Origin of the sequence: Methylotuvimicrobium buryatense 5G (assembly GCF_000341735.1) — a bacterium.
Classification (GTDB): domain Bacteria; phylum Pseudomonadota; class Gammaproteobacteria; order Methylococcales; family Methylomonadaceae; genus Methylotuvimicrobium; species Methylotuvimicrobium buryatense.
Genome location: NZ_KB455575.1, coordinates 3,606,923 through 3,631,555 on the forward strand (window position 1 = coordinate 3,606,923; position 24,633 = coordinate 3,631,555).

Genomic DNA, 24,633 nt, shown 5'->3' on the forward strand with positions numbered 1-24,633 from the left:
AATTCTTATGAATAATCACTCCAATCGCAGGCCTTATTTTTCTTGATTCGAAACCCCATCTACTCATTTAATTGCAAGAGCGGCGCGACATGGCGGCTCATGAAGGGGCCTAATGGGATACCGCGGATTTCTTCGATATCGATCAATGCACCGCCGATGCCGCCGAGATCGACTTTCATCGAGGCCAGCCCTTGCGCCATCTCCATTCTGACAAAATTCGGATAACCGAAGGCCAAGGGTAGACGCAGCTTATTGAGCGCCGGATCTTCGCGAAAAGGGTCTAGCAGGTCCAGTAATTCGACCAAGTGTTGCCGGCTCAGACGCAAAATTTGCAGTCGCCCGTCGATTTCAAGTTTGGCTGGTAAAAACACGAAGGCCATGTTGCCGTCGATTCTTTCCCGGCTCTCACCGATTCTTAAACCGGTGGCATTGCCGCGAAACTTGAATCGTTCGGCGCCGGGAAAATAATCGACGATCAGTTGCCCCGAAATCGTGCCGGCGCCCTTTTTGAGTTTGAGCTTATTGAGTGAAAATACGTTGTTCTGAATGTGCAGGCTTCCGATGATCGGCGCCGCTTCCAGATTTTTCCAGCGTATCCGGCCGATTTTGAAGAAACTTTGGTTGCTAAGGAACGGTTGGACATCTTGATAACGAATACGAGCGAAGTGGTTGCGCTCGGAATCGTGAACGAGCGAAAAGCCGTTTTCGGCGTCCCATTCGATAGTTTCGGACAGTTGCACGCGGCCGTTTAGTCCGTCGACGTGGAGCTCCTGATCGGGTAGTGCCGCGTTGACATCGTTCAAGTTCAAGGTGGCTTTGATATTGAACAATGTGCCGTCGCTGGAGTTGATCGTAATCGGTGCGCTTAAGGCGCCTCGACCTTGAAACAATTCAGGGGCGGTATCGAGTTCCGCCAAAGATTGCGTTATTTCTCCGTTCAGGTTTAGTTCCCGCCATGATGATTGCTGTATTCCGCCGCTATCGACGACGCCGACTCGGTTCAGCGTTTTGTTTAAACTAAGCCGGGTACCGCCGCCCCGGTTATTCAGGGTCAGGTCGTCCAACACGAAAGATTCCAGGCGACTGGAATGCGCCCGGCCGCTTAGGCTCAAGTCGCGGATCGGGTATAGCGGAAAATAACTTTGTTCGGCGTTCTTTAGGCTGCCGTCTATGCGAATTTCGATATCGCCGCCGGCCAATCGCGAATCGCCCGTGATGTCCAATTGATGAGTCATTTCGGTTAACTCGATCACTTCGTTCCGCTCGTTGATCGATAGAGACGGTGCGGCTATATTGACGCCGGCTTGAATCTTACGGCCGCGTTGCCGGCCGTTTAACGCTAATTTGAGCACCGGCGCTCGAATCGATAATTCGTTATCGCGGTAGGCAATATTATTGAGATTGAGGTCGATTTGCTGGCTGGCTAGTAATTTATCTGCAAAGCCGGATGTCAAAACCGGCATTCCGGTGTCGGTATTGGCTTCGAGCAAACCTGCGATTGTTCCTCGCTGCGTGAGCTTTGCCGAGAAAGTTTGCCAATCGACCGCATGCGCCTCCGGTAGCCATTTTGCCAGCATGGCCGGTTGTTTCAGTTCTAAATTGCCGTTGTGTCTAAGGATGGCGGAGCTTGATTCGAATTCGGCGGTCGCTGCGGCGGACAGTTGCGAGCCTATAGCCATTGTCATGCGCGCCGTCGATTTTGTGGGGGCGAATTCAGCACTTAGACTGGATACGGGGTCTTGTTCGAGCAGGACGTCATTCAGGCGGGTCTGCTGCGAAGTTAAATTCAAATCGAGGCTATGCCGGTTTTCGCCGCCATGATGCTTGGCATGCAGTTGCACGACGGGAAACTCGGCCGTTAATTCGGAATCGTGAACTGCAATATTTTTTACCGTCGCCGAGAGTTCATGGTCCAGCGAGATCGCCTGGGGCTGGTCGATATTTCGATAGCGGCCTTGAAGCTGTGCCTCAGCGGCCGTTTTTTCGAGGTTTACGTTAGCCAGTTGCTCCATATTCACCGGTAGCTTCCGAACTAAAGCGCCAAGTGCGTCGGTTTGAGCATTGATAGCAGTATTCAGGTTCGCATCTTCTAGCGTGGCGTTGGCATCGAGCGTTAATTCGTCCACAGTGCCAGTTAGGGTTAATTCGGCATGAGAGGGCAAGGATTGCGCTTCGTTCGGTTCGAAAATAGCCAGCGTCCATTGTAAATTCGTTTGTTCAATTGGTGTTTGCTCAGAGTTGAACTTAAGCGCCGAGACATTCAATACGCCCCCTGCAGAAAAAGGTCGGTCCAGGCGCATCGGGAAATTCTCGGCATTAACGGTTAGTAACGCGCGCTGCAATTCCAGTTCGCTTGCGGCCGCATCCAGGTAAGAGACTTTGCCGATCGGAATGCTAAGTTGAAAATCCGCTCGTTCGGGCCAGTCGATAGCGCCGTTCAGTTGCAACGATAGATTCTTTAAGTCGAGTTTTTGTCCATTTTGATCAGACTTGATCGATTCGGCTTCACCGTCGACGCTGAGTTTTATGGCTTGATCGTTGCCGGCAATGCTTTCGATGCGGTAATTCAGACGCATCGATTCGACATCGGTGTCCGGAATTAATGCAGGCCAGGCCGCCAGCAACGGATCGACGTGTATACTGCCTGAGCCGGTTTGCAACAGCGGTAGCGGCGCATTATCCGGCCAGTTCGCGATCAGTTCGGCCTGCGCCGCCGTATCCAGCAGTTGCAGCTTGGTCAAGTTCAGTTTGGTGTCGTGCGCCTCGTTATCGAAAAGGGCTTGGGCATCGATATCGATAATGCTGCCGCCAATCGCCAAGCCGCTATCGAAAGTTTGCCGGAGCAAATTGCTTTGCACGCTTAATCGAACATTGCGGCTGGCGTCGATAGTCAGATTCGATGCGAAGCCCAGGTCCATGCTGCGGGTTTGTTGCGTCTCGGTTTGGTAATCGCTTAATTGCAAGCCTTCTGAGCGTTCGGCCGAGTCTATCTGTATGCGCGCCGAAACATCGCCAGGAATCAAGTAGGCGGTCGCATTGATATCGATGCCGTCGAGCCGTTGCCGGCCGATCAAGTCGCCGCGAGAGTCTAGCTCGGTTTGCGAGAGACTTAAACTGTTGAATCGAGCATGCTCGACCAACACCGCCATGGGCAGATCGGCCAACTGCAAGGTATGGGATAGTGGTTGTTCAGGGTCGTCGTCCGGTGCATCGTCACGAAATAAATCCAGAGTCGATAAGCCTTCTTCTTGTAAGACCGTATGGATAGCAAGTTCATCTATCTTGAATTCGCGCAACGTAAATTTACGGCTGAGTAGCGATCGGTAAGACCAGTGCGCGCTGAGACGGCCGAGGTCTAGCAATAAAGGTGTATGGCGACGATGAATTTCAGGCGCGCTGATTTTTAAACCGTCGATTTGTAGGCGGCCGCTTAGCGGTGCCAAATCCATATTTCGATAGTCGATCGCGATGCCGTGCGGCAAGGCCAATTGCCGGTTTAGCCAGGTTTTAAAACTTGGACGATCGAGATTGGCAAGCAATAGCGTTATACCAAGCATGAAAACCGCCAACAAACTTGCCGGCAACGCCAGCCAAAAAAGCCATGAACGGAAAAGAGTCATAGCGGGCAGATTAAGCAATATACGCCTTGGGATCAAGCGGTTAAAAAACTTGTACGCCAGGATGGTAAATTATGCCAGTCGTTTACGCTTTTGTGAGCAGTGATTGGCGCCGTTCGAGGTGTAAAAGGCTTTGTTTTCGTTCGGCGTTGATATTTCGAAAGAGGATTTGATCGCTATTGGCACCACTCCGGCGTCAACGAGGTACGCCAGAATTGATCTTCTTTTTCGAACAAACGGCGGCTTTCGGCGGGGCCCCAACTGCCGGCCGGATAAGTCGGGATGAAGTCGCGCTCTACGGCCCAGGTTTGCAGAATCGGGTCGACGATGCGCCAAGCATATTCGACTTCATCGAAGCGCAGGAACAACGAGCTGTCACCTTTCATGACATCGAGCAATAAATCTTCATAGGCGTCGATCGCTTTTTCATCGCTGTTTCGAAAACCGGCATCCAGGCTGCTGGTCCGTGTGCGCATTTCCAGGCCCGGTTCTTTGACGGTCATTTCCATGCGAATGCGTTCTTCGGGTTGAATGCTCAACAGCACCCAATTCGGATTCATGCATTGCACATGCGTATCGCGAAAAAACTGCAGCGGCGGATGACGAAAGCAAATCGAGACGACCGATTGCCCTTTGGCCAGTCGTTTACCGGTCTGTAGATAAAACGGCACGCCCCGCCAGCGCCAGTTATCGATGAATAATTTCACGGCAGCATAGGTTTCTGTAATGCTATTGGGCGGAATGTTCTCTTCCTCCAAATAACCCTTTACCTTTTCCTTGCCGATCGTGCCTTTGGCGTATTGGCCGCGATAGGCATGCGCGTGTACTGCCGATTTGGGAATTGAGCGAATCGATTTTAAGACCTTGACCTTCTCGTCGCGCAAGGATTCCGCTTCCATCGACGCGGGCGGTTCCATCGCAACCAGTGTCATCAGTTGTAGTAAATGGCTTTGCAGCATGTCGCGCAAAGCTCCTGCCCCATCGTAATAGCCGCCGCGCGTGTCGATACCGATATCTTCGGCATGGGTAATCTGAACATGGTCTATGTAGTTGCGGTTCCACAGCGGCTCTAGCATGACATTCGCGAAGCGGAATACCAATACATTCTGCACCATGCCTTTGCCTAGATAATGATCGATACGGTAGATCTGTTCTTCGCTTAAAAAGCGTCCGATCCGTTTTTGCAACGATTGCGCGCTGTCCAGGTCGTAACCGAAAGGCTTTTCGATGATAACGCGTTTCCAGCCGTATTCTTGATTCAACAATTCGACTTTGCTAAGCGACTCGATGACATTACCGAAATCCTCAGGACTGATCGCGAGATAAAATGCGATGTTTTTGGGAAAATCCTCATTCTTGCTCAAGGTAACTGCCAGACCTCTATAGCATTCAGCTTCATCGAGATTGCCTCGATGGTAGGAAAGCCGTTCGCTGAACCGTGCGAATACGGCCTCATCGATACCTTCACTGACCTTCGTGCCGATCATCTCTCGGATCTCTTCTAGCCATTTTTTTTGATCCCAAGGCCTTCGGCCGATGCCGATAATACGACTGCCTTCCGGCAGTTTGTTTTCGAGTTCCAAATGATAGAGTGCCGGCATCAGTTTAATTCGGGATAGATTGCCGGTTGCTCCGAAAATGACATAGGTACAGGGTTCAGCAGACATAGAATCGACTCGTGTTAGGCGTATAGTTTAAACGTTATAAGTAGATGATGCGGTTTTGCCGCCGTGCCCGGTCCAATCGGTATGAAAAAACTCGCCGCGCGGCCGGTCGGTACGTTCGTAACTGTGCGCTCCGAAATAATCGCGTTGCGCCTGTAACAGATTTGCGGGTAAGCGCGCCGTCCGGTAGCCGTCGTAAAAGGCTAGCGCACTGGAAAACGCCGGGGCCGGAATACCGAGTTCGATGCTGAGTATGACGGCTTTTCGCCAGCCGGGTTCGGCCTGCCGCATTGCATCGACGAAGAAATCGGCCAACAGCAAATTTTCCAAATCGGGATTGTTGTCGTAAGCCTGTTTGATGTCGTTTAAAAATGCGCTGCGTATAATGCAGCCGCCCCGCCACATCAGCGCGATTTCTCCGTAGTTCAGCGACCATCCGTATTCTTTCGCCGCCTCGCGCATGAGCCGGAAACCCTGCGCGTAAGAAATGATTTTCGATGCATATAAGGCATTGCGTATGGTTTCGATAGCTTCTTCTTTGTTTACCTCAAAACGGTTGACCGGTTTAGGCAGTTTTAGCGAGGCATTGATGCGTTCGTCTTTCATCGCCGACAGGCAGCGCGCGAAGACGGATTCGCCGATCAGTGTCAGAGGAATGCCCAAATCCAGCGCATTGATGCCAGTCCATTTACCGGTGCCTTTTTGGCCGGCCGTGTCGAGGATCTTGTCGAGGAGCGGGCTGCCGTCTTCGTCTTTATAGGCAAGAATATTGGCAGTGATTTCGACGAGATAGGAGCTGAGTTCCGCGTGGTTCCATTCGGCGAAAATTGTGGAAATTTCATCGGCAGAAAGACCGAGTCCTTCGGACATTAGTTGATAGGCTTCGCAAATGATTTGCATGTCGCCGTATTCGATGCCGTTATGGATCATTTTGACATAGTGGCCCGCGCCGCCATCGCCGACCCATTCACAGCAAGGCTGGCCGTCGACTTTCGCGCTGATGGCCTGCAAGACCGGTTTGACGCGGCTCCAGGCGTCCGGGTGACCGCCGGGCATGATCGAAGGTCCGTGTCTCGCGCCTTCCTCGCCGCCTGAGACGCCGGTTCCGATATATAGTAAGCCTTTTTCCTTTAGCGTACTTGTGCGCCGGTCGGTGTCGGTAAATAGCGAATTGCCGCCGTCGATGATGATGTCGCCGGCATCGAGTAGCGGGGTTAGTTGCTCGATATAATGATCGACCACGGTTCCGGCTTTAACCATTAACATCACGATGCGCGGTGTTTCCAGCTGTTCCACGAGATCTTCTATCGAGTAAGTTCCGATGATTTGCGTGTCTCTCGCCGGCCCTAGAAGAAATTCGTCGGTCTTCTCGGTCGTGCGGTTGTATACGGCTACCTTAAAACCATGATCATTGATGTTGAGAACTAAATTCTGGCCCATGACCGCCAGGCCGATTAAACCGATATTCGCTTTCATATTGAGGGCTCCCAAAGCCTTGTTTTTAAGCCTCATAGTAGCACGGGGGCGATTTTTTGCACGGCTACATTCGATGCAAGACGAATCTTTTTCTTTATCGGAAGCTGCCGAATTTGGACCGATCCCGGGTTGTCGGTATACTGAAGCGTAAGGCCTTTGTTTTTATGAACTTTCGGTTAAAATTTATACCCATCGGAGATCAAAGTTCGACGTTGGGGTCTGTCAAAGTCCCAACCTTAAATTTTTCAATGAGTTTAGGTGCTGGGTGAATGTTGATTTTACAGAAGCAAAAAATCGACCGAACACACTGTGCCTAGGGTGCACTACTATTAAGGTAAGCCATCACAGTAATAAGTATTTGTTGCATTCAGACTCTACTGTGCCTCAAAAGCTTGCCATCCATTGCGGATGACGGGCTTCCCTTAACTTAATGGCAGTGGTGCCTAGGGTGTCGAGATTTACCGATTTTCATGTCAGATAGAATGACTGCTTTATGGGTTTTGAGAAAATAACTAGCGCTTTATAGCCTATGATCATCAGCAAATTCCATGATAGTTTGAGCGCCGTAGGGTGCGCATCGCGCACCTTTCCACGGTGCCGTACCGACAAGAGCCCGACCAGGTGCGCGATGCGCACCCTACGCCTGGCACTTAAAAACCTATGATCACCAACAACTTCAAAAATACTATTGAGTTTAAAACGCGGGAACACAGTAATTAGCTAAAAAAGCTTTTTTAGACAGCCTACCCTGTGCCTCATTAGGCACTGCCGAAATTTGAAGTGCGAAAGGTATACGTAAGGTATGTTTGATTGAATCGATTTAAAATAGATCTCGATAGACAATAATAATTGTAGGAGAGCATGATGGAAGATACAGGTTATACAATGAAAGATGGACGGCAGTGGTTTGTCGATGGTTGGAAGCTGTTTACTAAAAACCCGCTGATGCTAATTCTCGGCACCGTGATCTGGATTCTTCTGGAAGTCCTGCTAGCACTACTTCCAGTAATTGGTGAGATATTAGACGGTTTGATCTTTCCGGTGATGTATGGCGGATTTTTGTATGCAATTCGAGAAGTTGACGAGCAGCGAAAGGTGAAAATCAGCCATTTTTTCCAAGGCTTCATTGATTCGTCCAAGCTTAAACCTTTGTTGATTCTCGGTTTGTTAATGGTATTCTTCGAAATTATTGAAGCGGGATTAACCGTAACACTCGGACCTTTCACGGCACTGATACTAGCTGCGCCATTGGGTATCTTGGTCATTTCAGCGTTGTTGTATTCAGTACCCCAAGTAATGTTTAGTGACAGCAAGCCGGTCGATGCAATCAAAAGTAGTTATTACAATTGCGGACGCCATATTTCGGCGATGATCACGATTTATCTGTTTTTGATACTCTTTGCAGTACTGTCTATCATCACGATTGGTTTGGCGATGATCGTAATCATGCCGGTTACGTTCTGTGCGTTTTATATCAGTTATAAAGCGATTTATCGATAGCATTAACTAGGTCTATTTTTCAGTCATACCTGGCGGAATATCGAGTCCTGCTTTAGTTGGATATGGGAAACCCTCTATACTAAATTATTGTACGATCTAGTACGTGTTTTTTGGAGTATATGAAATGGCTAGCTATGATCTAATCACTCGGCAATTCTACCCACTATCCATAACCTTGTTCGGATTGTTGTGCTTTAATTCATCGGCTATGGCTCAGCAAACTGAAGCAATAGCGTCAGATGACGCTATTCAATCCGCTATTGAACAAGAGCTCCCCTACCTGGACCGGGATTCGAAAAATTATAAAACCCCATTGGCCGGGGAAGGTTTCAGAACCGAGTTTCTCGGCGAAGAAATTATTGTCGATCCGCGCGACAGAACATCGGTGAATGCTTGGATGCTTGGCCTTCAGTACAACACGCCGGGGCCCGACGATCGGGACATCTTTCCCATAGGCAGTCTGTATTTTTGGCGGCAACCCGAACAAAGCAAATTGTTTTATGCAAATATTGCCGGGGCATACAACGACCTGTTCTACGGCGAACAGTTGCCCGATTGGGGCGATTTTCAATATGCATTAGCATTTAGGAATTTTACACCGCCGACCGCGATGAGCGAGGCTGTCGACGGACGAAGGGTACTCGATGAAGAAATGTACTGGGGGCGTTTACAATGGGATATCGGTCTCGGCTATCGGACTCAAGTCGATCCCGGTTATAACGATAATATCTTCATGGCCAATCTGTATTTCGAACCGGGTTTTTTATATTTCAGCAAAGGTGGCGAAGCGGCCGATAATCTGCTGGCGCCTCGCGATACCGTTGAGCTCGGCTCTCGCCTGGAAGTGAAATACGACGGTCTAAAACGGAATGTTTTGTGGCTAGCTCACGAAGGTTTTGCCGCCGGCGGGAATCTGGTCTACGGCCACCGCGTGAATTGGCGCGATTGGGGGCTCGATGGCAATCAATATCGCGCTAACGATTCTCGGGATCATTTGAGATTCGATGCCTATGCTTTAGGTGCCACCGGCGTTCCGTTTATCGATAGCGATAGACACCGGCTTCTAGGCTCCGTCCATGGCGGTACTGGCGCCAATCTTGATCGGTTTTCGGCGCAACGCATCGGAGGCGGGGTTAATCCAATGGGTTGGGATTTTGCATCGACTGCCATGCCCGTACTCCCCGGCGCTTCGGTATGGGAATATTATCCCGAACACTATTTGATCGGTAATGCCGAATACCGCTGGGAGCCGATTTTTTTCAGCTACTTTAGCTTGCACGGAACTGCGGGTTGGTTGAATCCGGTACGTAATATCGGCGGCGAATTTAAAAGGAAAGAAACTTTTTATAGCGCGGTGGGCGGACGGCTTGCGACCGGTTTTCTCGGTGAATCGATGCTGGTCGTGGATGTTACCCATAATTTCAACGTACTAAGGGATGACGAGCGGGGCGGAAGCGACATTACTTTCTTTGTGGTGAAGGAGTTTTAATTTGCCGTTGCCTTGAAAGTTGAGGCGCAGGGCGGGTTACTCAACCCGCCCTGAAGGTCTTATGTTTGCGCTGTGCATGGTCGAAACGTTCAGGACGCGGTTGCAAGCCCCGTCCGGCATAATTTTAATTTACCCTATTGCTTAATTGCATTGCCGGAGCTCTTCGATGGAACTCAATCAGGTCTTACCATGTCGTAAACGAGAATCTCTAATGCGCAGTTAATAGGGCGAAAGACTGCGTTATACAATGAATAGCCCAATTATTTTCTTGCCTTTATCAACAAAACTCAAAAACTTACCCATGAATAAATTAACCAGCATAGTGACAACCTTGATCATCGGACTGTCCCTCGGATTGGGCAGCGTCTCGGATGCCGAAGCCAAGCGGCTCGGCGGAGGCGGCTCGTTCGGCGGCAAATCCTCGTTCAATAAACCGTATCAACGTTCTGCCTCACCGGCAAAAGCCGCACCAACACGTCAACAGCAACAAGCCCAATCTCAAAACCAAGCGGCCAAACAAAAACTAGCCGGTCGCGGCGGCTTGATGGGCATGCTCGGCGGCCTGGCTTTGGGCGGGTTGCTCGGCGCCATGTTGTTCGGCGGCGCCTTCGAGAACTTCAATTTCATGGATATTTTAGTATTCGGCGGTATCGCGTTTTTACTCTATAAATTGTTTGCCGCCCGCGCCAAAAATACTGCGCGTCCGGTACCGGTCTATAGCCGCGATAGCTATGAACCGCAACAGCGATCAACTTCAGCTTATAGCGATTATGAAGCGCCTCAAACTCAAGCGCCATCGCGTGCCTCGGTCGGTAATACGGGTTTCAACACCGATTTATTGTTTAAAAAAGACTTTCAAGCCAATACCGATTCCGGATTCGAGCCTGCTATCGAAAATCGCGAGCTGATTTTGCCGGAAGGTTTCGATGAGCACGCTTTTTTGAACGGTGCCGAAAATGCATTTAGAGCTTTACAAGCCGCGTGGGACGATCGCGATCTAGCCGAAATCAGAGGCCTGACTACCGACCGCGTGTTCGCCGAAATACAGGATCAACTCAAGGCCTCGACCGATGACAACCGAACCGAGGTAATTAGCGTTCAAACCGAGTTGCTCGATGTCCGCGAATCCGGCAGCGAATTGGAAGCGACCGTATTGTTCGATACCGTAATACGCGAAGACATTTACGGACCGGAGCAAGCCGTTCGCGAAGTATGGCATTTCGTTAAGCCGAGAAATAGCCTGCAGCCGAAATGGTACCTGGACGGTATTCAGCAAGTCGAAGAATAACTTTAACATTACCGATACAAGGTTCGGCGGGGCCTCCGCCGAACCTTCACACTTTCCAAAATATGGACGTTTCTCCAGCCAATCCTCATAATCAGCCGAGCCCGCGGAATACCTCATTGCTGCTGGTCGAAGATCATAAAAATCTGGCTCAAGCGGTCGGGGCATATCTGGAAAGCAGCGGCTTTACGATGGATTACGCCTACGACGGATTATGCGCACTGCATCTTGCCGCAACGCAACGCTATGATGCCATTATTCTCGATATCACGCTGCCCGGCGGCATCGACGGTTTGGAAATATGCCGGAGACTGCGTAAAGACGCGCGTTTGTCGACGCCGATATTAATGCTGACTGCTCGCGATCAATTACAAGACAAATTGGATGGATTTCAACGCGGCGCTGACGACTATCTAGTCAAGCCGTTCGAAATGCCGGAGCTCGAAGCCCGCATCAATGCTTTGGTTCGCCGCGAACGCGGCGAATTAGACGAGTCCGTTTATCAAATTCACGATTTGACGTTCAATACCAACACGATGCAGGTCATGCGCCAGGGCCGGATTATTCAATTGTCGCCGACGTGTTTGCGGATACTGCGTATCTTGATGCGCGAATCGCCCAACCTGGTTACCCGAGAGCAATTGGAACATGAACTTTGGGGAGAACTAATCCCGGACAGCGACACGCTCCGAAGCCATTTATACAAACTGCGCAAAAAAATCGACAAGCCGTTTGCTGTGCCCTTGCTCGAAACCCAATCGGGGATCGGTTATCGGCTGATCGAACCGAATTAACCGTCTTTGCAGCTCCTGCCCGATGAAACCACTGAAAGACCGCAATTTCGACCCGTTTGTCGAAAAATTCGAACAAAAAGTCTACGGTACGTCCAAAGGCGATTGGCGGCTCAAGTTGCTGAAGGAAGACCTTGACGAGCTTTACCGGGCTGCCGAACCTCTGTCGATATGGGATGCCGGGTGCGGTTTTGCGCAAATCAGCCAATGGCTCGCCGGACAAGGCCATCATCTGACGATATGTGACGTGTCGGAAAAGATGTTGATGCGGGCGCGGCAGCATTTTTCCGAAGCCGGCCTGATCGCCGAATTTCATCATGAACCCTTACAAACGCTTGCGGCCAAACTTCCCCTATTCGATTTGGTTTTATTTCATGCGGTAATCGAATGGCTCGGCGAACCGCTCCCGGCCTTGCAAATCGTTATGGAGAAGGTCAAGCCCGGCGGCTATTTGTCGCTGTTGTTCTATAACCGTAATGCGATGGTTTATACCAATGCCTTGAAAGGCCATTGGCGCTGGAGAAACTTGCTTGACGATACCTATCTCGGCAAAGGCAAAAAACTAACGCCTCCCAATCCTCAATATCCCAACGAAGTCATCGAGCGATTGCAAAGCCAGGGATTTAGCATTACGGCGCATACCGGTATTCGCGTGTTTCACGATTATGTAAGCAAAGACACTTTAGACGGCAGCGATCCGGCCGAATTATTCGAATTGGAATACCGTTACTGCCGAATGCCGACCTACCGCGACATGGGGCGTTATATCCATCTATTGGCGCGCCGGCAAGGAGAAATCAATTAAGCCTAAATCCGGCAATTTAACCATTCGGGGAAAATGGGATCACGCCATTAGCGGTTGAGTGAAGCGCTCTTAAGGTTGCCGCTCATCATCTTATATCGGCAATACCATTGAGTATTTGCCGGCTTTTTTATCCCTTTGTTATAGTTATACGCCTAGCAAACTTTGTAGATTTTTCTCAAAATTCGCTTGATCGATCTGACTTAGTTTGCCGAGACGACATAGAATTAAGCGATCATCCAAAGTAAATAGCTTTAGACGAATTTTGGATGCCGATTTTAAGCCTGCGGAATCCAAGTCTTGTATTGATGTATCGAGCGGCCAATCCGAATGTTTGGCACTGGTAATCATGGCCATAACAATGTGACCAATACGCGAATTAAACAGGGCTTCGTCGGATAAAACTAACGCGGGTCTATGTTTGACAGCTTGACGATCCGTAAACGGGAAGGGAACTTTGACTATGTCGAAACGGTTTTAAGTCACGATAAGCCTCATCATCCTCGACGCTACTCCATTCGGATAAAGTGCCGCTCACTGCGCTCAGATATTCTACATCTAGAGGATTTATTCGTCGCACCCAGACGCGGCCATCTTCGCTAGTTTCCCAAACGACGGTATCTCCAGCTTCAAGATGAAGTTTTTTTCGGACATCCGCGGGGATGGTCACTTGACCTTTGCTGCTGATTTTTGCAAGTTGAGACATATCGATCTCCCGATGTAAGACATCTTTACTGTAAGATATATTTACCTAGCTCGCAAATATTGAATAGAATACGGGGTTATTCATTAACCCTATGTAATCATTAGTTTCTCAACAACGCTTGCAAATCCTGGCCGCTCGGCATTTGATGGACGCGCAGGCCGAATTCCTGCACGACCGCTAATATATGGTCGAAAATATCGGCTTGAATGCTTTCGTAATTAACCCAGTTCGTATCGTTGCTGAACGCATAGATCTGAATCGGCAGTCCATGCGCATCGGGTTCCAATTGGCGTACCATCAAAATCATTGCTTGATGAATACCGGGATGCGCCTTGAGGTAGGCATTTAAATAGGCGCGGAACGTGCCTAAATTAGTCAGTCGTCTGCCATTTACCGGACAAGACAAATCCGCGCATTCCTCGGCATTGGCCTTGGCTATTTCGGCTAGTTTTCGTTCGATATAGCCGGTCAGCAGCTTGGTTTTGCGCAAACGAACGATATCTTCCTCGGATAAAAACGCAACACTGCCGACATCGATTCGAATACTGCGCATAATACGCCGGCCGCCCGATTCTTGCATGCCGCGCCAGTTTTTAAACGAATCGGATATCAAGGCGTAAGTCGGGATCGTGGTAATCGTACGGTCCCAATTCTGCACCTTGACGGTGGTTAGGCCGATATCGATCACATCCCCGTCGGCGCCGTATTTGGGCATTTCCAACCAGTCGCCGACACTCAACATCTTATTGGCCGACAGTTGAATGCCGGCAGCCAAACCCAATAACGAATCCTTGAACACCAAGAGCAAGACCGCCGTCATCGCGCCCAAACTGCTGAGCAAAATCACCGGCGATTTGTCGGTGATGATCGAAACGAATAAGATACAGGCAAAACCGGATGCAAACAGCTTAATGCTTTGGAAGACGCCGCGCAAAGGCCAATGTCTTGCGACACGGTATTGATGCGCCAAGTACAGCAAGGTGTCGAGCAAGGAAAACAAGCTTAAGAGTAGATAAAACAAGATCCACAATTTAGCGGCTAATTCGATGCCGGATAAAAACAATGATTCCTGGGCCAACCATAGCTGCGCTTGCCAGCGGACCAAAACGGCCTGGAATACGAAGGCAATACGATTGAATAAATTTTGCTCGAATAAGGCCCGCTTCCAAACCCATTTGCTGCGGTAGGCCAGTTTTTCGACCAAACGCAGAAATACATAATGCAAAATGAGGTGGGTTAATATTGCAATGACGACGATGGCCGCCAGAGCGATTGCCACTTTGGTGCTAGGTTCCAGATTTAAGTCTTGCAGCCATTGTGTAGCCGTATTAAACACTGATCACTCCTAAAAGAAATTCATTAAACTGCTAAATGCAGAAAACATTTGTGGTTATAGTAAAGACAAATTCAGTCTCTTTTTGAAAAAGAAGTCTGCGAGGGGGATTATATAAATAAATCCTCCAATATCCCCTTTATCAAGGCTATGTTTGCGTTGAGGGTTGAAGAATTGGCTTTGACTTGGTGGGGCGGGGTTTGTAACCGCGGCCTAAACGTTACCTATATGGATGTAGGTAAGGGGCGTGAGCAGGAGCGGAAGTTTTTCGATCGTGACCAAAGTAAAACAAAATGTTCGGAGCGGGTTGAATAACCTGCCACGCGTGAGGTTATTATGCAGTAAATCTACGAATTGCCATCCTTGGCACTGGATTCCGCCAATCCCTGGCGGAATGACGCGTTATTTCCTTAAGTTGGCCATTGACCTGCATCGATGCAGAGTTCACGGCGATCTTTGACGGCCCTCCCCCGGTGCCGAATTTTGATCTACGGGTATACATCGAAAGTCATGATTGAACTAAAACGATATTACCAACAATAATGGTAACCTAATTGAGCCGCATGAGGCATAACCGATTATATGAGTCATACTATGAAAAAAACTTTGCTAAGCGCTTATCTTGGAATCCTAATCGTCTATTCGGGAAGCCTTAGCGCAAGTCAGAAGACCATACCGCTACCGATCGATTACCGCTTGATTCGAAATGTGCTGGTTGAACAGCTCTACACCGGCACCAATCGGACCGCCCATTTATGGAAGGATAGAGGCGGCTGTAGTTTGCTCGACATGTCCAACCCAAAAATCGACGGGCAACAAGGCCTCGTTCGAATCGTCAATGACGTACATGCGCGCATCGGCACCCTCATGGGCGGCGAGTGCTTAACCGTGTTGGATTGGACAGGCAAGCTCGAAACTTTTCAACGCGCGGTACTGGAGAACGGCGGTACTGTTCTACGCTTTCCGATCGACAAGGCGGTTGCTTACGACCCGAGCGGACAAGCATTGAGAATCGATCAATTGCAGGATTTGATAAAGCGTTTTGCCGAACCGAAATTGGCATCGGTTAAACTCGACCTTCAAGAAGTGCGCGGCGATATCGAAAAAACGCTGGCACCCGTCACGACTCCGGAAAATAAAGCGGCGGTGCAAGCCTTATTGAGCTCGTTACGATTCAGCGAAGTCAAGGCCGGCGAAACCGGTTTGGGCGTAAAAGTCGCTTTTGAGGTTCCGCAGGCAAATGCAAGAGCAAACAAGCAGGCCGCGCCGGTATTCAACGAAAGCGAAATGCAACAATGGAATGTAGCCTGGCAACGCTGGAACGCTTCATTATTTCAAGCGATCGATCGAGCCGCGGAAGATAGGGTTTCCGAGGATGTTCGCGATACGCTTTTGGAGACTTTACTTGCGGCTAAATCGGCCTTCCACAAGGGTTTGACGAGCAACGACACGAGCGGCGGCGATCCGGTCCGGATGTTTTTCAACGATTCATGGGATCGAGTGGCGCCGGTGCTGCGAACGATTGCCAAAGACGTACCCGGTACAGAGGGCTTGCGCTTTCTGACGTTTATCACCGCAACGGATTTGCTGTACGAGCTTGAAACCATCGGCTCGCCGCTCGGCTTAGACATATCGTCCGACGGATTGCGCCGTTTGGGCCGTATGCTATTGGTTAAGCAGGCCGGAACGAAATAAGTAATGCTTGATTCAGACGCTAATGTGACTCAAAAGCTTGCCGTTTATGGCGGAATGACGGGAACTTGAAGGCAGAGTAAATACATCTCCCATACCTTTTTTAATCGCCAAAATGGGGGATGTGTCAGCACAAGATTGTCACAAAGTTGTCATAATTTTGTCATAATTCGCATTTTTCTCGCGAAGCCAGTATCTCCATGAACAAATTATTTATCGGTAGGCTCCTGTCACACGCCATTCCGGTCGTGCTGTTCGGGCTGTTTTTGTCCGGAGTCGTTCTCGCCGCTGAACCCAGAGACCCGGAACGCTATATGCAAGAACTGCTGGCTATTGAAAAACGTCTCGACGCGAAGCTGCAAGCCTTGGATGAAAAACTGAAACGGCTCGAACAATTAGAAGCTACGCAACCCGTTAAGGCAACAGCTCCTGAACATGTTGTTCCGGCAAAAGATCAAGAAAGCGCGCTTGCCCAAGCCGAAGTGGATGCCAAGTCCGATGACACGAAGACTCAAGCCCAGGGTGGTTTGCCCTCCGGCGTCAGTTACGGCAAGAACGGATTTGAATTCAAGACCGATGACGGCAAGTTCGCATTGGCCATTCAAAACCGGATACAAGCCCGCTACGCCAATCCTTTCGACAGCGACCCTCGTTCACTCGGCGACCTCGATCGTGATCAAAGTACCTTCATGATCCGCCGTGCGCGGACCAAGCTCAAAGGCCATGCCTATTGGCCTTGGTTAAAATATTATCTGCAATACGACTGGTCTCAGCCGGTATTACGCGACTTAAATCTGACCGTGGACAAATTTCAATGGGCCAAATTATGGGTCGGTCGAGGCAAGGTTTTGTATAACGACGAACGGGTGACCTCTTCCGGCAATCAGCAATTCGTCAACCGGTCGATCGTCAACGACATATTTACAGTAGACCGGCAACAAGGGGTACAGATCTTCGGCAATCTATTCCCCGGCACCTGGCACGATATCAGTTATTATGCCGGCGTCTATGCCGGACTCGGCGTCGGCGAGCGCAATAATGACGACAACAACATGATGTATTCCGGCCGCTTGCAGTGGAATGCCTTGGGTGGAGAGATGCCGTTTTCCCAATCCGATCTCGAATTTCATGAAAATCCGGCCCTCAATTTCGCGTTCGCGGCGGCGACCAATCAAAGTCGATGCACCGCCTTCGAAACCGATAACCGAAGCTGCCGAGCACTGCCCGGCTTTAACGTAGGCGAAGACGGACAATACCGCATCAATCAAATGATGGAAGAAGTCCGTTTTAAATGGCAAGGCTTATCGATTCAACATGAAATGCACTGGAAGGAAGTTATCGATACGTTAAGAGCCCAAGGCGCCGGAGGGAGAGAAACGAATCTCATGGGCGGCTTAATCCAAGCCGGCTATTTTCCGCATTACCTAGTGGCGATCATTCCGAAAAATCTGGAGTTTGCCGGACGATATGCCTTTGTCGATCCCAATGTCGACGTCGATAACGACCGGCAACAAGAATTCAGCGGCGTAATGACCTATTTCTTCAATGGTCATAACAATAAAGTGAATTTTCAAGTCAGTCATTTGATCGTGGAAGACCCGAGGCAGGGAATCAGCCAATCGGATCAGCGGTTTTGGTTACAGTGGGATTTGTCGTTTTAACCCATGCCCGTTGTCTCGGTCCGAAGCTGGAACTTAGGAGCGAGACAGAGGAATGGAGTGATGTAGGATGGGTAGTAGCGAAGCGGAAACCCATCGCTTTGTTTGACTTCAGGCATGAATGTAGTAACGCAGCCATTAATCTAACCCGCGATTTGGTTCATTAACTTGTTTCGTTCCCAAGTTCTACTTGGGAATGCTTACCTTTAAGCTCTGCTTATCGTTCGTCAAGCGGAGCTTGACGGTAGACACTCCCAAACAAGAGTTTGGGAGTGAGCAATTTTGTTAGCGGCGCTTTTGATGGGCCACATATTCATCAAGTAATGTCCTGATGATTGTTTGATATTGCAGATGATGCTTTTTTGCCACTTCCTTGAAATAGACTACGCTTTCGGAACTGAGGGAAATTGTGACTTTTGTATTCTCTTTTTTAAGTGAAAGCTCTTCAGGTGATGGAAGAAAGTCTGTTACCAGCTTTAAATCACCAATGGGCTCATCACTGTACTTAATTACTTTGCCCATAGATCTTCTTAACTTTTCGCCAATAATACGAATGAAACCGGACCGATAAGTGAACCTGACAGGGAGGATGCCTGTACCTGCTTCGTTTAAGCCAAAACAATAATAACGCTTTTCATCTTGGCTGTGGTTTAGGTCTTCAGCAATGACGCGTCTCTTATCCATAAATGCGTACTGTGCTTCATAGAATGAAACACCATGTTTGCGCTGGTTTTCCTTATTTTTGATTTCATCCCACTCAAAGCTAGTTTCACTCATGGAGAGAAGATGTCATCAATATGGTTAAATAACCATACTGGTGCGCGATGGACAGGGATTTTTTGTTTTTCTCTGTTGCCTCTTTCCCAAGCGCTCCTGGAACTTGGGAGCGAGACAAACTGACGAATTCGGATTAACGCATATAGAGCTTTTTTATATCCTTTGCTGGTCAAATTTCGGCGCCGAAGAGTCCTGTCAAAGGACGCCGTGAATACGTCCATGTAGATACTCTGTTTAAAATCAAGTTAAAAATAGGCATTTTTCTGCTATTCAGCGATTGACGGAATTGCATAAAAACGCGTGTTATCGAATGGTTTATCATGCTTGAGCATGCCGTGAATCGCATGTAACAATTTACGCATGACCGCACAACAGGCTTGCAACGGTAATTTACCCATATCCAGGAGATGTTGGTAATACGCCTTAATATGGCGATCATGCTGCACAGCGCTCCAGACAGGCATATACAGGGCGGCGCGAATCTGGCTGTTACCGGCCTTGGATATACGCGTTTTTTTGTGGACACTCGTGCCGGAATCAAAAGCTCTTGGATCGAGCCCCGCAAACTTGACCCACTCACGGTGCGACATATCCGCAGGCAAAATCAGTAGTTCTCCCATGAGGGCAATCGCACTGGTATTGGCAATACCCTTAATGCTCGTGAACAAAACTAATGCTCGACTGAGTTCCGGATGTTTTTCGATCAATGCCAAGGCGCCAGCCGTTAACTGATCGATACGCTTATCTAATTGATCGATGGCCGCTTGTGCATCTTTTAGCACGGCTTTGGGTGTTTCAACTGTTGCGCTTAAGGCATGCAATTGATTCTTTGCTGCTGTTTTTTGATCGGTTAGCGCATTAATACGGCGTGAGAAACAACGTAAAGCGATCTTTTCATTCGAAGGACGGGACCAAGGCACAAAATCCATCCGTTCGGCATACACCGCCAGAGTATTCGCGTCCACATCATCTGTTTTACTATTGTTCATCAACACTTTAGCAAAGTTATGAGAGACCTTGGGATTGATGACCATTACCTTGACGCCGGCATCATGGAGCGCAACGGCTAAATCGAAATGATAACTGCCGGTGGCTTCCATACACACGATAATGCCGGACAATTTGTTCAGTTTCTTGGCCATCCGGGCATGATCAGCTGGGGTATTGGAGAACTTCTGCGGATTGAAAGGTTTGCCATTTTTGCGCACCACCAAAACCAGTTCTTTAGATCCTACATCGACGCCAGCGAAGATACGGGTTTGTGTGTCAAGTGAAGCGCTGTTAATTTGTTGATCTGCCATGTTTAATTGTTATTCTGTGATAAGGAAAGTAAACTAGTCATTGGTTCCCGACCCTGCGTATGCACCTACCATCCTTGTGAATGCAGGCTCTAAGCCTCAGATACTCCGCGGTATAGGTGAATAGGGCGGGGGCCAATCTACATGACAGGCTCTGGTTTAATCCAGTCCTCAGGCTCAAGCGGCCTCCCAATGAACTCGGTAAAGCTTAAAGTATTTCCTGGCTAAAATTCATTTAAATTAATCATACAAGGCTCTGTGACAGCATCCCTGCTGTCAAAGCCTTTGCCGAACACCCCGGCGCCTCCATGTGTCAATGCCGAAATTTGAAGTGCGATGGGTATAAGCTCGGCATTCACAACGGAGATTACATCTCCGGCGTCAGTAAAGCCTCTTTCAGCGCATTTGAGAACGGGTCTTTGCCGAACCAGATATTGAAATAAGCCAGCCCTTGTTCGGGGTCTTCTAGGGTTCCGAGCAGTTCATTGTTTAGAAAAAGTCTCAAACCGTTTTCGGCATCATAAATTAAATCGTAAAAATCGCCTTTATCAATGTCCTTATATTGGCGATTGAATCGATCGAAAGCGCTACGCCAATCCAGATATCGATCGCCTAAGTTCGCTTTTAGATATTCCTCGGAAGCCTCGCGGAAGGCCTTGGCCGGAATCGAGCGCTCGTAAATGAAGCGTAATTGTTTCGGAGAATCGTTGAAAACATCGATCGGGTTCTTACAATTGTTTAGATAAAGTTCGGCATAACCGACATGAATCCAGCGGAAAGCTTTCAATTCCCCCTTGCTGCAACGCGGTAGTTCAGCCTGCTGATTAGGGGGCAGTAAGTCTTCGGCGTATACCTTGCCGAACGACATTAAGCCTAACAAAATCGCTAGTCGTGTAAACCGTTTTTTATCCATTGTAATACTCCTCCGATAATCGGAACCTGTAGAAAAAAGCCTTGCGTGCTGTCCCAGTAGTCTTGATGCAGGACGATTTTGCCATGATCGTCGAAACGCAAATGGCTAAAGCCTATCGTCGTGACATCCTTGCTTCGACCCAACAGCGTGAACCGAGTTCGCATGTTCCAGCGCAGAAATACATCGTCGCCTTGTTCGAATACCGACATGACCTCAATACTGATCGAATCGAGATTTTTCTGGGTTTGTTCGAGATAACTCTGTAGGGCTTGCCGGTCATGCAGGGTTACGAGCGTATCGTTAAAATACAGTTGTTCGGCATAGGTATTTTCAACCTTAGTCTTTATCGGCAACACTTCCAAGTTGTCGTATAACTCGACAAAATGCCTGATTTTAGGATGTTTTCCGGCGTTCTGTTCGGCCGGAGCCATCGCCAAATATTCGCGCATCGGATTCGGTTCTATGCTACTACAGCCGGTTAGCGCCAGTAGTATGCCGAATAATGATGTCATTCGTTTCATCGCCCACTCCGTTATTTAATTTTCAGCAGAGTTTTACCGTTCTCTATGCACTATTGTGTGAACAAATCGCATGCAGGCGTTCACGTGTTTTTCACGCGCCTAGTATTCTAATAATTCCAATGCTCTTAAATGAAAGAGTAAGTTTTATGAGATGACTACGATGTTTATACAAACCGCATTAACCAAATTTTTCAGTTGGTTCGACAGTAGTCGAGTCAAAATCAAAGATACCGAAAGCGAAAAGGTCGACTGGCTGCGCGTGTTTCCATTTATCTTGGTTCATGTCGCGTGTCTATTGGTTTTCGTAGTCGGCTGGAGCCCGATTGTGATCGTTGTGGCACTTTTTTCCTATTTCATTCGCATGTTCGCGATCACCGCGTTCTATCATCGCTATTTTTCGCACAAGGCTTTTCGAACCAGCCGCGTGTGCCAGTTCCTTTTCGGCCTACTCGGCGCAACGGCAACGCAACGAGGCCCGATTTGGTGGGCGTCGCATCACCGCCGTCATCACCGCTACTCCGATACGGACCGCGATATGCATAGTCCGCGCAAAGGCTTTTGGTGGAGCCACATGGGCTGGTTTTTGAGCTCGAAACATTTTACGACCCGCGAACAATGGGTGCGCGACCTGATCAAATTTCCGGAACTGCGCTTCCTAGACCGCTTCGACGTCGTAATACCGGTGCTCTACGCGGTAGCGTTATGGGGGCTTGGGAAATGGCTCGAGGTGAGCTTTCCGGAGCTCGGCACGACAGGCTGGCAAATGTTGGTCTGGGGATATTTCGTATCGACGATTGTATTACTGCACTGCACGCTATCCATCAATTCGTTGTCGCATGTCTGGGGCAATCAACGTTACCAAACCGGCGACGATAGCCGCAACAACGGTTTTCTGGCGCTGATCACGCTCGGCGAAGGCTGGCATAACAATCATCATCATTATCCCGTGTCGGCTCGGCAAGGCTTTTATTGGTGGGAGATCGATATTAGTTATTACTTGCTGAAATTAATGTCGTGGTGCGGCTTGATTTGGGACTTGCAGCCGGTTCCGGTTGCGCGACTCAATTCTAAACGTTTGGACGCAGGAAGCAGCCAATGAAAATAGCGATCGTCGGGAGCGGCATCTCCGGTATTTATACGGCCCATTACTTGGATAAGCAACACGAGGTTACGATCTACGAAGCCAACACCTATTTGGGCGGTCATACCGATACGCATAATATTGTCTTGCACGACCGCCAATTTGCGGTCGATACAGGCTTCATCGTGTTCAACGAACACAACTACATTCATTTCTGCCGCTTCTTGAACGAATTAGGGGTTGCTTCGCAGCCTTCGGATATGAGCTTTAGTGTGGCCGATGCGAAAACCGGCCTCGAATACAATGCTACGACGATCGACAAGTTATTCTGTCAACGCCGAAATCTATTCAGCCCACGCTTTTATCGGATGATCGCGGACATTTTCCGCTTTTACCGCGAAGCGCCGGCCTTATTGAAAAGCGGCGACGATACGTTGACCTTGGGCGAGTACCTCCAACAAAACCGTTACAGCGAAGCCTTCATCGACGACCATATTTTGCCGATGGCTTGCGCCTTATGGTCGGGTCCGCCGGAAAGCCTGAAAAACTTTCCGGCACGCTATTTTGTTGCATTCATGAACAATCACCGCATGCTGAAGATCGATGACCGGCCGCTATGGCGCACGGTCAAAGGCGGCTCGTCGACCTATGTCGAAGCATTCAAGCAGCGCTTCGGCGGCGAACTGCGGCTGAATAGTCCGGTTCGCTCGATCGCACGAGACAATGACGGCGTCACGATTATCGACGAGAGCGGCGAGCGGCGTTTCGACCAGGTCGTCATTGCTTGTCACGGCGATCAGACGCTTCGGCTCTTGTCCGACCCGAGTCCGGATGAGACCGAAATACTCGGTGCGTTCTCATTTCAGGACAACGATACGGTGCTGCATACCGACGCGGCGTTGATGCCGAGGCATCCGAAAGCCTGGGCAAGTTGGAATGCGTTGAAACCGGCCGGGACTCAGGCGAATTGTACCGTAACTTATTGTATGAATTTGCTGCAAAACCTGGACGCGCCCGAGCCGTTGCTGGTGTCGCTGAATTGCACGGACCGCATCGATCCGTCAAAAATTTTGATGCAGCGGCATTATCGGCATCCGGTGTACACGCCGGAAAGCCTAGCCGCGCAAAAAAGGCATGCCGAAATTAACGGCCTTAACCGCACGTTTTATGCAGGCGCCTATTGGGGTTGGGGATTTCATGAAGACGGCGCGGCCAGTGCGCAGTTGGCGATCGATAAACTGAACGCGCCGTCATGAACGCGCTGCACAGTCGCATCGCCAAAGGTTGGGTGCGCCACCGGCGCCACCTGCCGAAACCGCATGCTTTCCGCTATCCCTTGTTCATGACGTGGCTCGATCTCGACGAATTAGATAAGGTCATCGATAAAAGTCGTTTTTGGTCGAAGCAACGCTTTAATCTGGTCTCCTATTACCGCGAAGACTATCTCGGGCCTACGGATTCGGATTTGCGAGACGCGGTAAAAGCCCGAATTAAACAACAAAGCGGTGAAATATTTGAAGGGCGTATTTGTTTGCTGACACATCTGCGATATTTAGGTTTTGCATTCAATCCGGTCAGTTTTTATTTTTGTTTTCCTGACAGCGAGGATCAGCCCCGCTTCATTCTCGCCGAAATCACCAATACACCCTGGGGCGAGCGGTTTTGTTATGTCTTGGATACTCGGCAAAGCTCCGCTCAAAACAACAAATGGACCTTCGAATTCGGCAAAGCTTTTCATGTATCGCCGTTCATGCCGATGGACATCGATTACCGGTGGCGTTTCGCCTTAGCCGGCGATAAGTTGACGATACACATGCAATTGTACCGCCTAGCGCAATGCTGTTTCGATGCTACCCTGAAACTGGACATGCTCGATCCGTCCCCGAACACGATGCGCTCGGTGCCGTTGCAATATCCTATTATCACTTGCGCCATCGTTGTAAGGATTTATTGGCATGCTTTCCGGCTTTGGCTGAAAGGCATTCCGTTTTATTCGCATCCCGATAAATAAACCGAATTACATCAAGGAG

At 49.3% G+C, this 24,633-nt stretch carries 20 protein-coding genes; 10 read left to right on the top strand and 10 right to left on the bottom strand.

Going from position 1 to position 24,633, the window contains the following annotated elements; translation table 11 throughout:
* Window positions 1-59 precede the first annotated feature (59 nt).
* From METBU_RS0116280 to gnd, 3 genes are all read right to left on the bottom strand, one after another.
* A complete protein-coding gene (locus METBU_RS0116280) occupies window positions 60-3,620 on the bottom strand; it encodes a translocation/assembly module TamB domain-containing protein (protein WP_017841634.1) in 3,561 nt (1,186 codons plus the stop codon).
* 173 nt (window positions 3,621-3,793) lie between these two features.
* Window positions 3,794-5,284, bottom strand: coding sequence for a glucose-6-phosphate dehydrogenase (gene zwf, locus METBU_RS0116285; RefSeq protein WP_017841635.1), 1,491 nt, complete (start codon window positions 5,282-5,284; stop codon window positions 3,794-3,796).
* Between the two features lie 27 nt (window positions 5,285-5,311).
* On the bottom strand, window positions 5,312-6,757 hold the full coding sequence (gnd, locus tag METBU_RS0116290; RefSeq protein WP_026130272.1) for a decarboxylating NADP(+)-dependent phosphogluconate dehydrogenase: 1,446 nt from the start codon (window positions 6,755-6,757) through the stop codon (window positions 5,312-5,314).
* Window positions 6,758-7,618: 861 nt separating this feature from the next.
* Between gnd and METBU_RS0116295 the strand changes: the two genes are divergently transcribed.
* From METBU_RS0116295 to METBU_RS0116315, 5 genes are all read left to right on the top strand, one after another.
* Window positions 7,619-8,257, top strand: coding sequence for a BPSS1780 family membrane protein (locus METBU_RS0116295; RefSeq protein WP_138767254.1), 639 nt, complete (start codon window positions 7,619-7,621; stop codon window positions 8,255-8,257).
* Window positions 8,258-8,465: 208 nt separating this feature from the next.
* Window positions 8,466-9,746, top strand: coding sequence for a hypothetical protein (locus METBU_RS0116300; protein ID WP_017841638.1), 1,281 nt, complete (start codon window positions 8,466-8,468; stop codon window positions 9,744-9,746).
* Window positions 9,747-10,047: 301 nt separating this feature from the next.
* The gene (locus METBU_RS0116305) at window positions 10,048-11,034 is read left to right on the top strand and encodes a Tim44 domain-containing protein (protein WP_026130274.1); all 987 of its coding nucleotides are present in this window, start codon (window positions 10,048-10,050) and stop codon (window positions 11,032-11,034) included.
* 62 nt (window positions 11,035-11,096) lie between these two features.
* Window positions 11,097-11,825: a response regulator transcription factor gene (locus METBU_RS0116310; protein WP_017841640.1), complete on the top strand. Its 729-nt coding sequence runs from the start codon at window positions 11,097-11,099 to the stop codon at window positions 11,823-11,825.
* A gap of 22 nt (window positions 11,826-11,847) precedes the next feature.
* Window positions 11,848-12,627 (top strand): methyltransferase domain-containing protein, encoded by a 780-nt coding sequence (locus METBU_RS0116315; protein WP_017841641.1) that lies wholly within the window; start codon window positions 11,848-11,850, stop codon window positions 12,625-12,627.
* 144 nt (window positions 12,628-12,771) lie between these two features.
* Here the strand turns inward: METBU_RS0116315 and METBU_RS0116320 are convergent, their stop codons facing one another.
* The 3 genes from METBU_RS0116320 to METBU_RS0116325 all read right to left on the bottom strand — a co-directional run bounded on the left by METBU_RS0116320 (window position 12,772) and on the right by METBU_RS0116325 (window position 14,666).
* Window positions 12,772-13,089 carry a type II toxin-antitoxin system PemK/MazF family toxin gene (locus METBU_RS0116320; RefSeq protein ID WP_026130275.1) on the bottom strand — a complete coding sequence of 106 codons (318 nt, stop codon included), beginning with the start codon at window positions 13,087-13,089 and terminating at the stop codon, window positions 12,772-12,774.
* Window positions 13,040-13,330: an AbrB/MazE/SpoVT family DNA-binding domain-containing protein gene (locus METBU_RS26620; protein ID WP_083877762.1), complete on the bottom strand. Its 291-nt coding sequence runs from the start codon at window positions 13,328-13,330 to the stop codon at window positions 13,040-13,042. The genes METBU_RS0116320 and METBU_RS26620 overlap by 50 nt, the downstream gene beginning before the upstream one ends.
* A 100-nt stretch (window positions 13,331-13,430) precedes the next feature.
* A complete protein-coding gene (locus METBU_RS0116325; protein ID WP_017841643.1) occupies window positions 13,431-14,666 on the bottom strand; it encodes a mechanosensitive ion channel family protein in 1,236 nt (411 codons plus the stop codon).
* A gap of 591 nt (window positions 14,667-15,257) precedes the next feature.
* On the opposite strand from METBU_RS0116325, the gene METBU_RS0116330 reads away from it, so the two are divergent.
* Both METBU_RS0116330 and METBU_RS24425 read left to right on the top strand, forming a co-directional pair.
* Window positions 15,258-16,358 (top strand): hypothetical protein, encoded by a 1,101-nt coding sequence (locus METBU_RS0116330; protein WP_017841644.1) that lies wholly within the window; start codon window positions 15,258-15,260, stop codon window positions 16,356-16,358.
* Between the two features lie 197 nt (window positions 16,359-16,555).
* Window positions 16,556-18,016 (top strand): porin, encoded by a 1,461-nt coding sequence (locus METBU_RS24425; RefSeq protein ID WP_017841645.1) that lies wholly within the window; start codon window positions 16,556-16,558, stop codon window positions 18,014-18,016.
* Window positions 18,017-18,298: 282 nt separating this feature from the next.
* Here the strand turns inward: METBU_RS24425 and METBU_RS26625 are convergent, their stop codons facing one another.
* The 4 genes from METBU_RS26625 to METBU_RS24440 all read right to left on the bottom strand — a co-directional run bounded on the left by METBU_RS26625 (window position 18,299) and on the right by METBU_RS24440 (window position 21,522).
* Complete coding sequence (locus METBU_RS26625) at window positions 18,299-18,790, bottom strand: BrnT family toxin (RefSeq protein ID WP_083877763.1); 492 nt, start codon at window positions 18,788-18,790, stop codon at window positions 18,299-18,301.
* Window positions 18,791-19,056: 266 nt separating this feature from the next.
* Window positions 19,057-20,091, bottom strand: coding sequence for an IS110 family RNA-guided transposase (locus METBU_RS0116350; RefSeq protein WP_017841646.1), 1,035 nt, complete (start codon window positions 20,089-20,091; stop codon window positions 19,057-19,059).
* A gap of 364 nt (window positions 20,092-20,455) precedes the next feature.
* Window positions 20,456-21,001 (bottom strand): chalcone isomerase family protein, encoded by a 546-nt coding sequence (locus tag METBU_RS25415; RefSeq protein ID WP_017841648.1) that lies wholly within the window; start codon window positions 20,999-21,001, stop codon window positions 20,456-20,458.
* The gene (locus METBU_RS24440; RefSeq protein ID WP_017841649.1) at window positions 20,974-21,522 is read right to left on the bottom strand and encodes a nuclear transport factor 2 family protein; all 549 of its coding nucleotides are present in this window, start codon (window positions 21,520-21,522) and stop codon (window positions 20,974-20,976) included. The genes METBU_RS25415 and METBU_RS24440 overlap by 28 nt, the downstream gene beginning before the upstream one ends.
* Before the next feature lie 160 nt (window positions 21,523-21,682).
* On the opposite strand from METBU_RS24440, the gene METBU_RS0116370 reads away from it, so the two are divergent.
* Genes METBU_RS0116370 through METBU_RS0116380 form a run of 3 tightly spaced genes read left to right on the top strand, consistent with a single transcriptional unit; the run spans window position 21,683 to window position 24,614 of the window.
* On the top strand, window positions 21,683-22,621 hold the full coding sequence (locus tag METBU_RS0116370) for an acyl-CoA desaturase (RefSeq protein WP_017841650.1): 939 nt from the start codon (window positions 21,683-21,685) through the stop codon (window positions 22,619-22,621).
* Entirely contained in the window at window positions 22,618-23,859 is a 1,242-nt protein-coding gene (locus METBU_RS0116375) for an NAD(P)/FAD-dependent oxidoreductase (protein WP_017841651.1), read from the top strand. Before METBU_RS0116370 ends, METBU_RS0116375 begins: the two co-directional genes overlap by 4 nt.
* A complete protein-coding gene (locus METBU_RS0116380) occupies window positions 23,856-24,614 on the top strand; it encodes a DUF1365 domain-containing protein (RefSeq protein ID WP_017841652.1) in 759 nt (252 codons plus the stop codon). The genes METBU_RS0116375 and METBU_RS0116380 overlap by 4 nt, the downstream gene beginning before the upstream one ends.
* The last annotated feature ends 19 nt before the right edge of the window (window positions 24,615-24,633 follow it).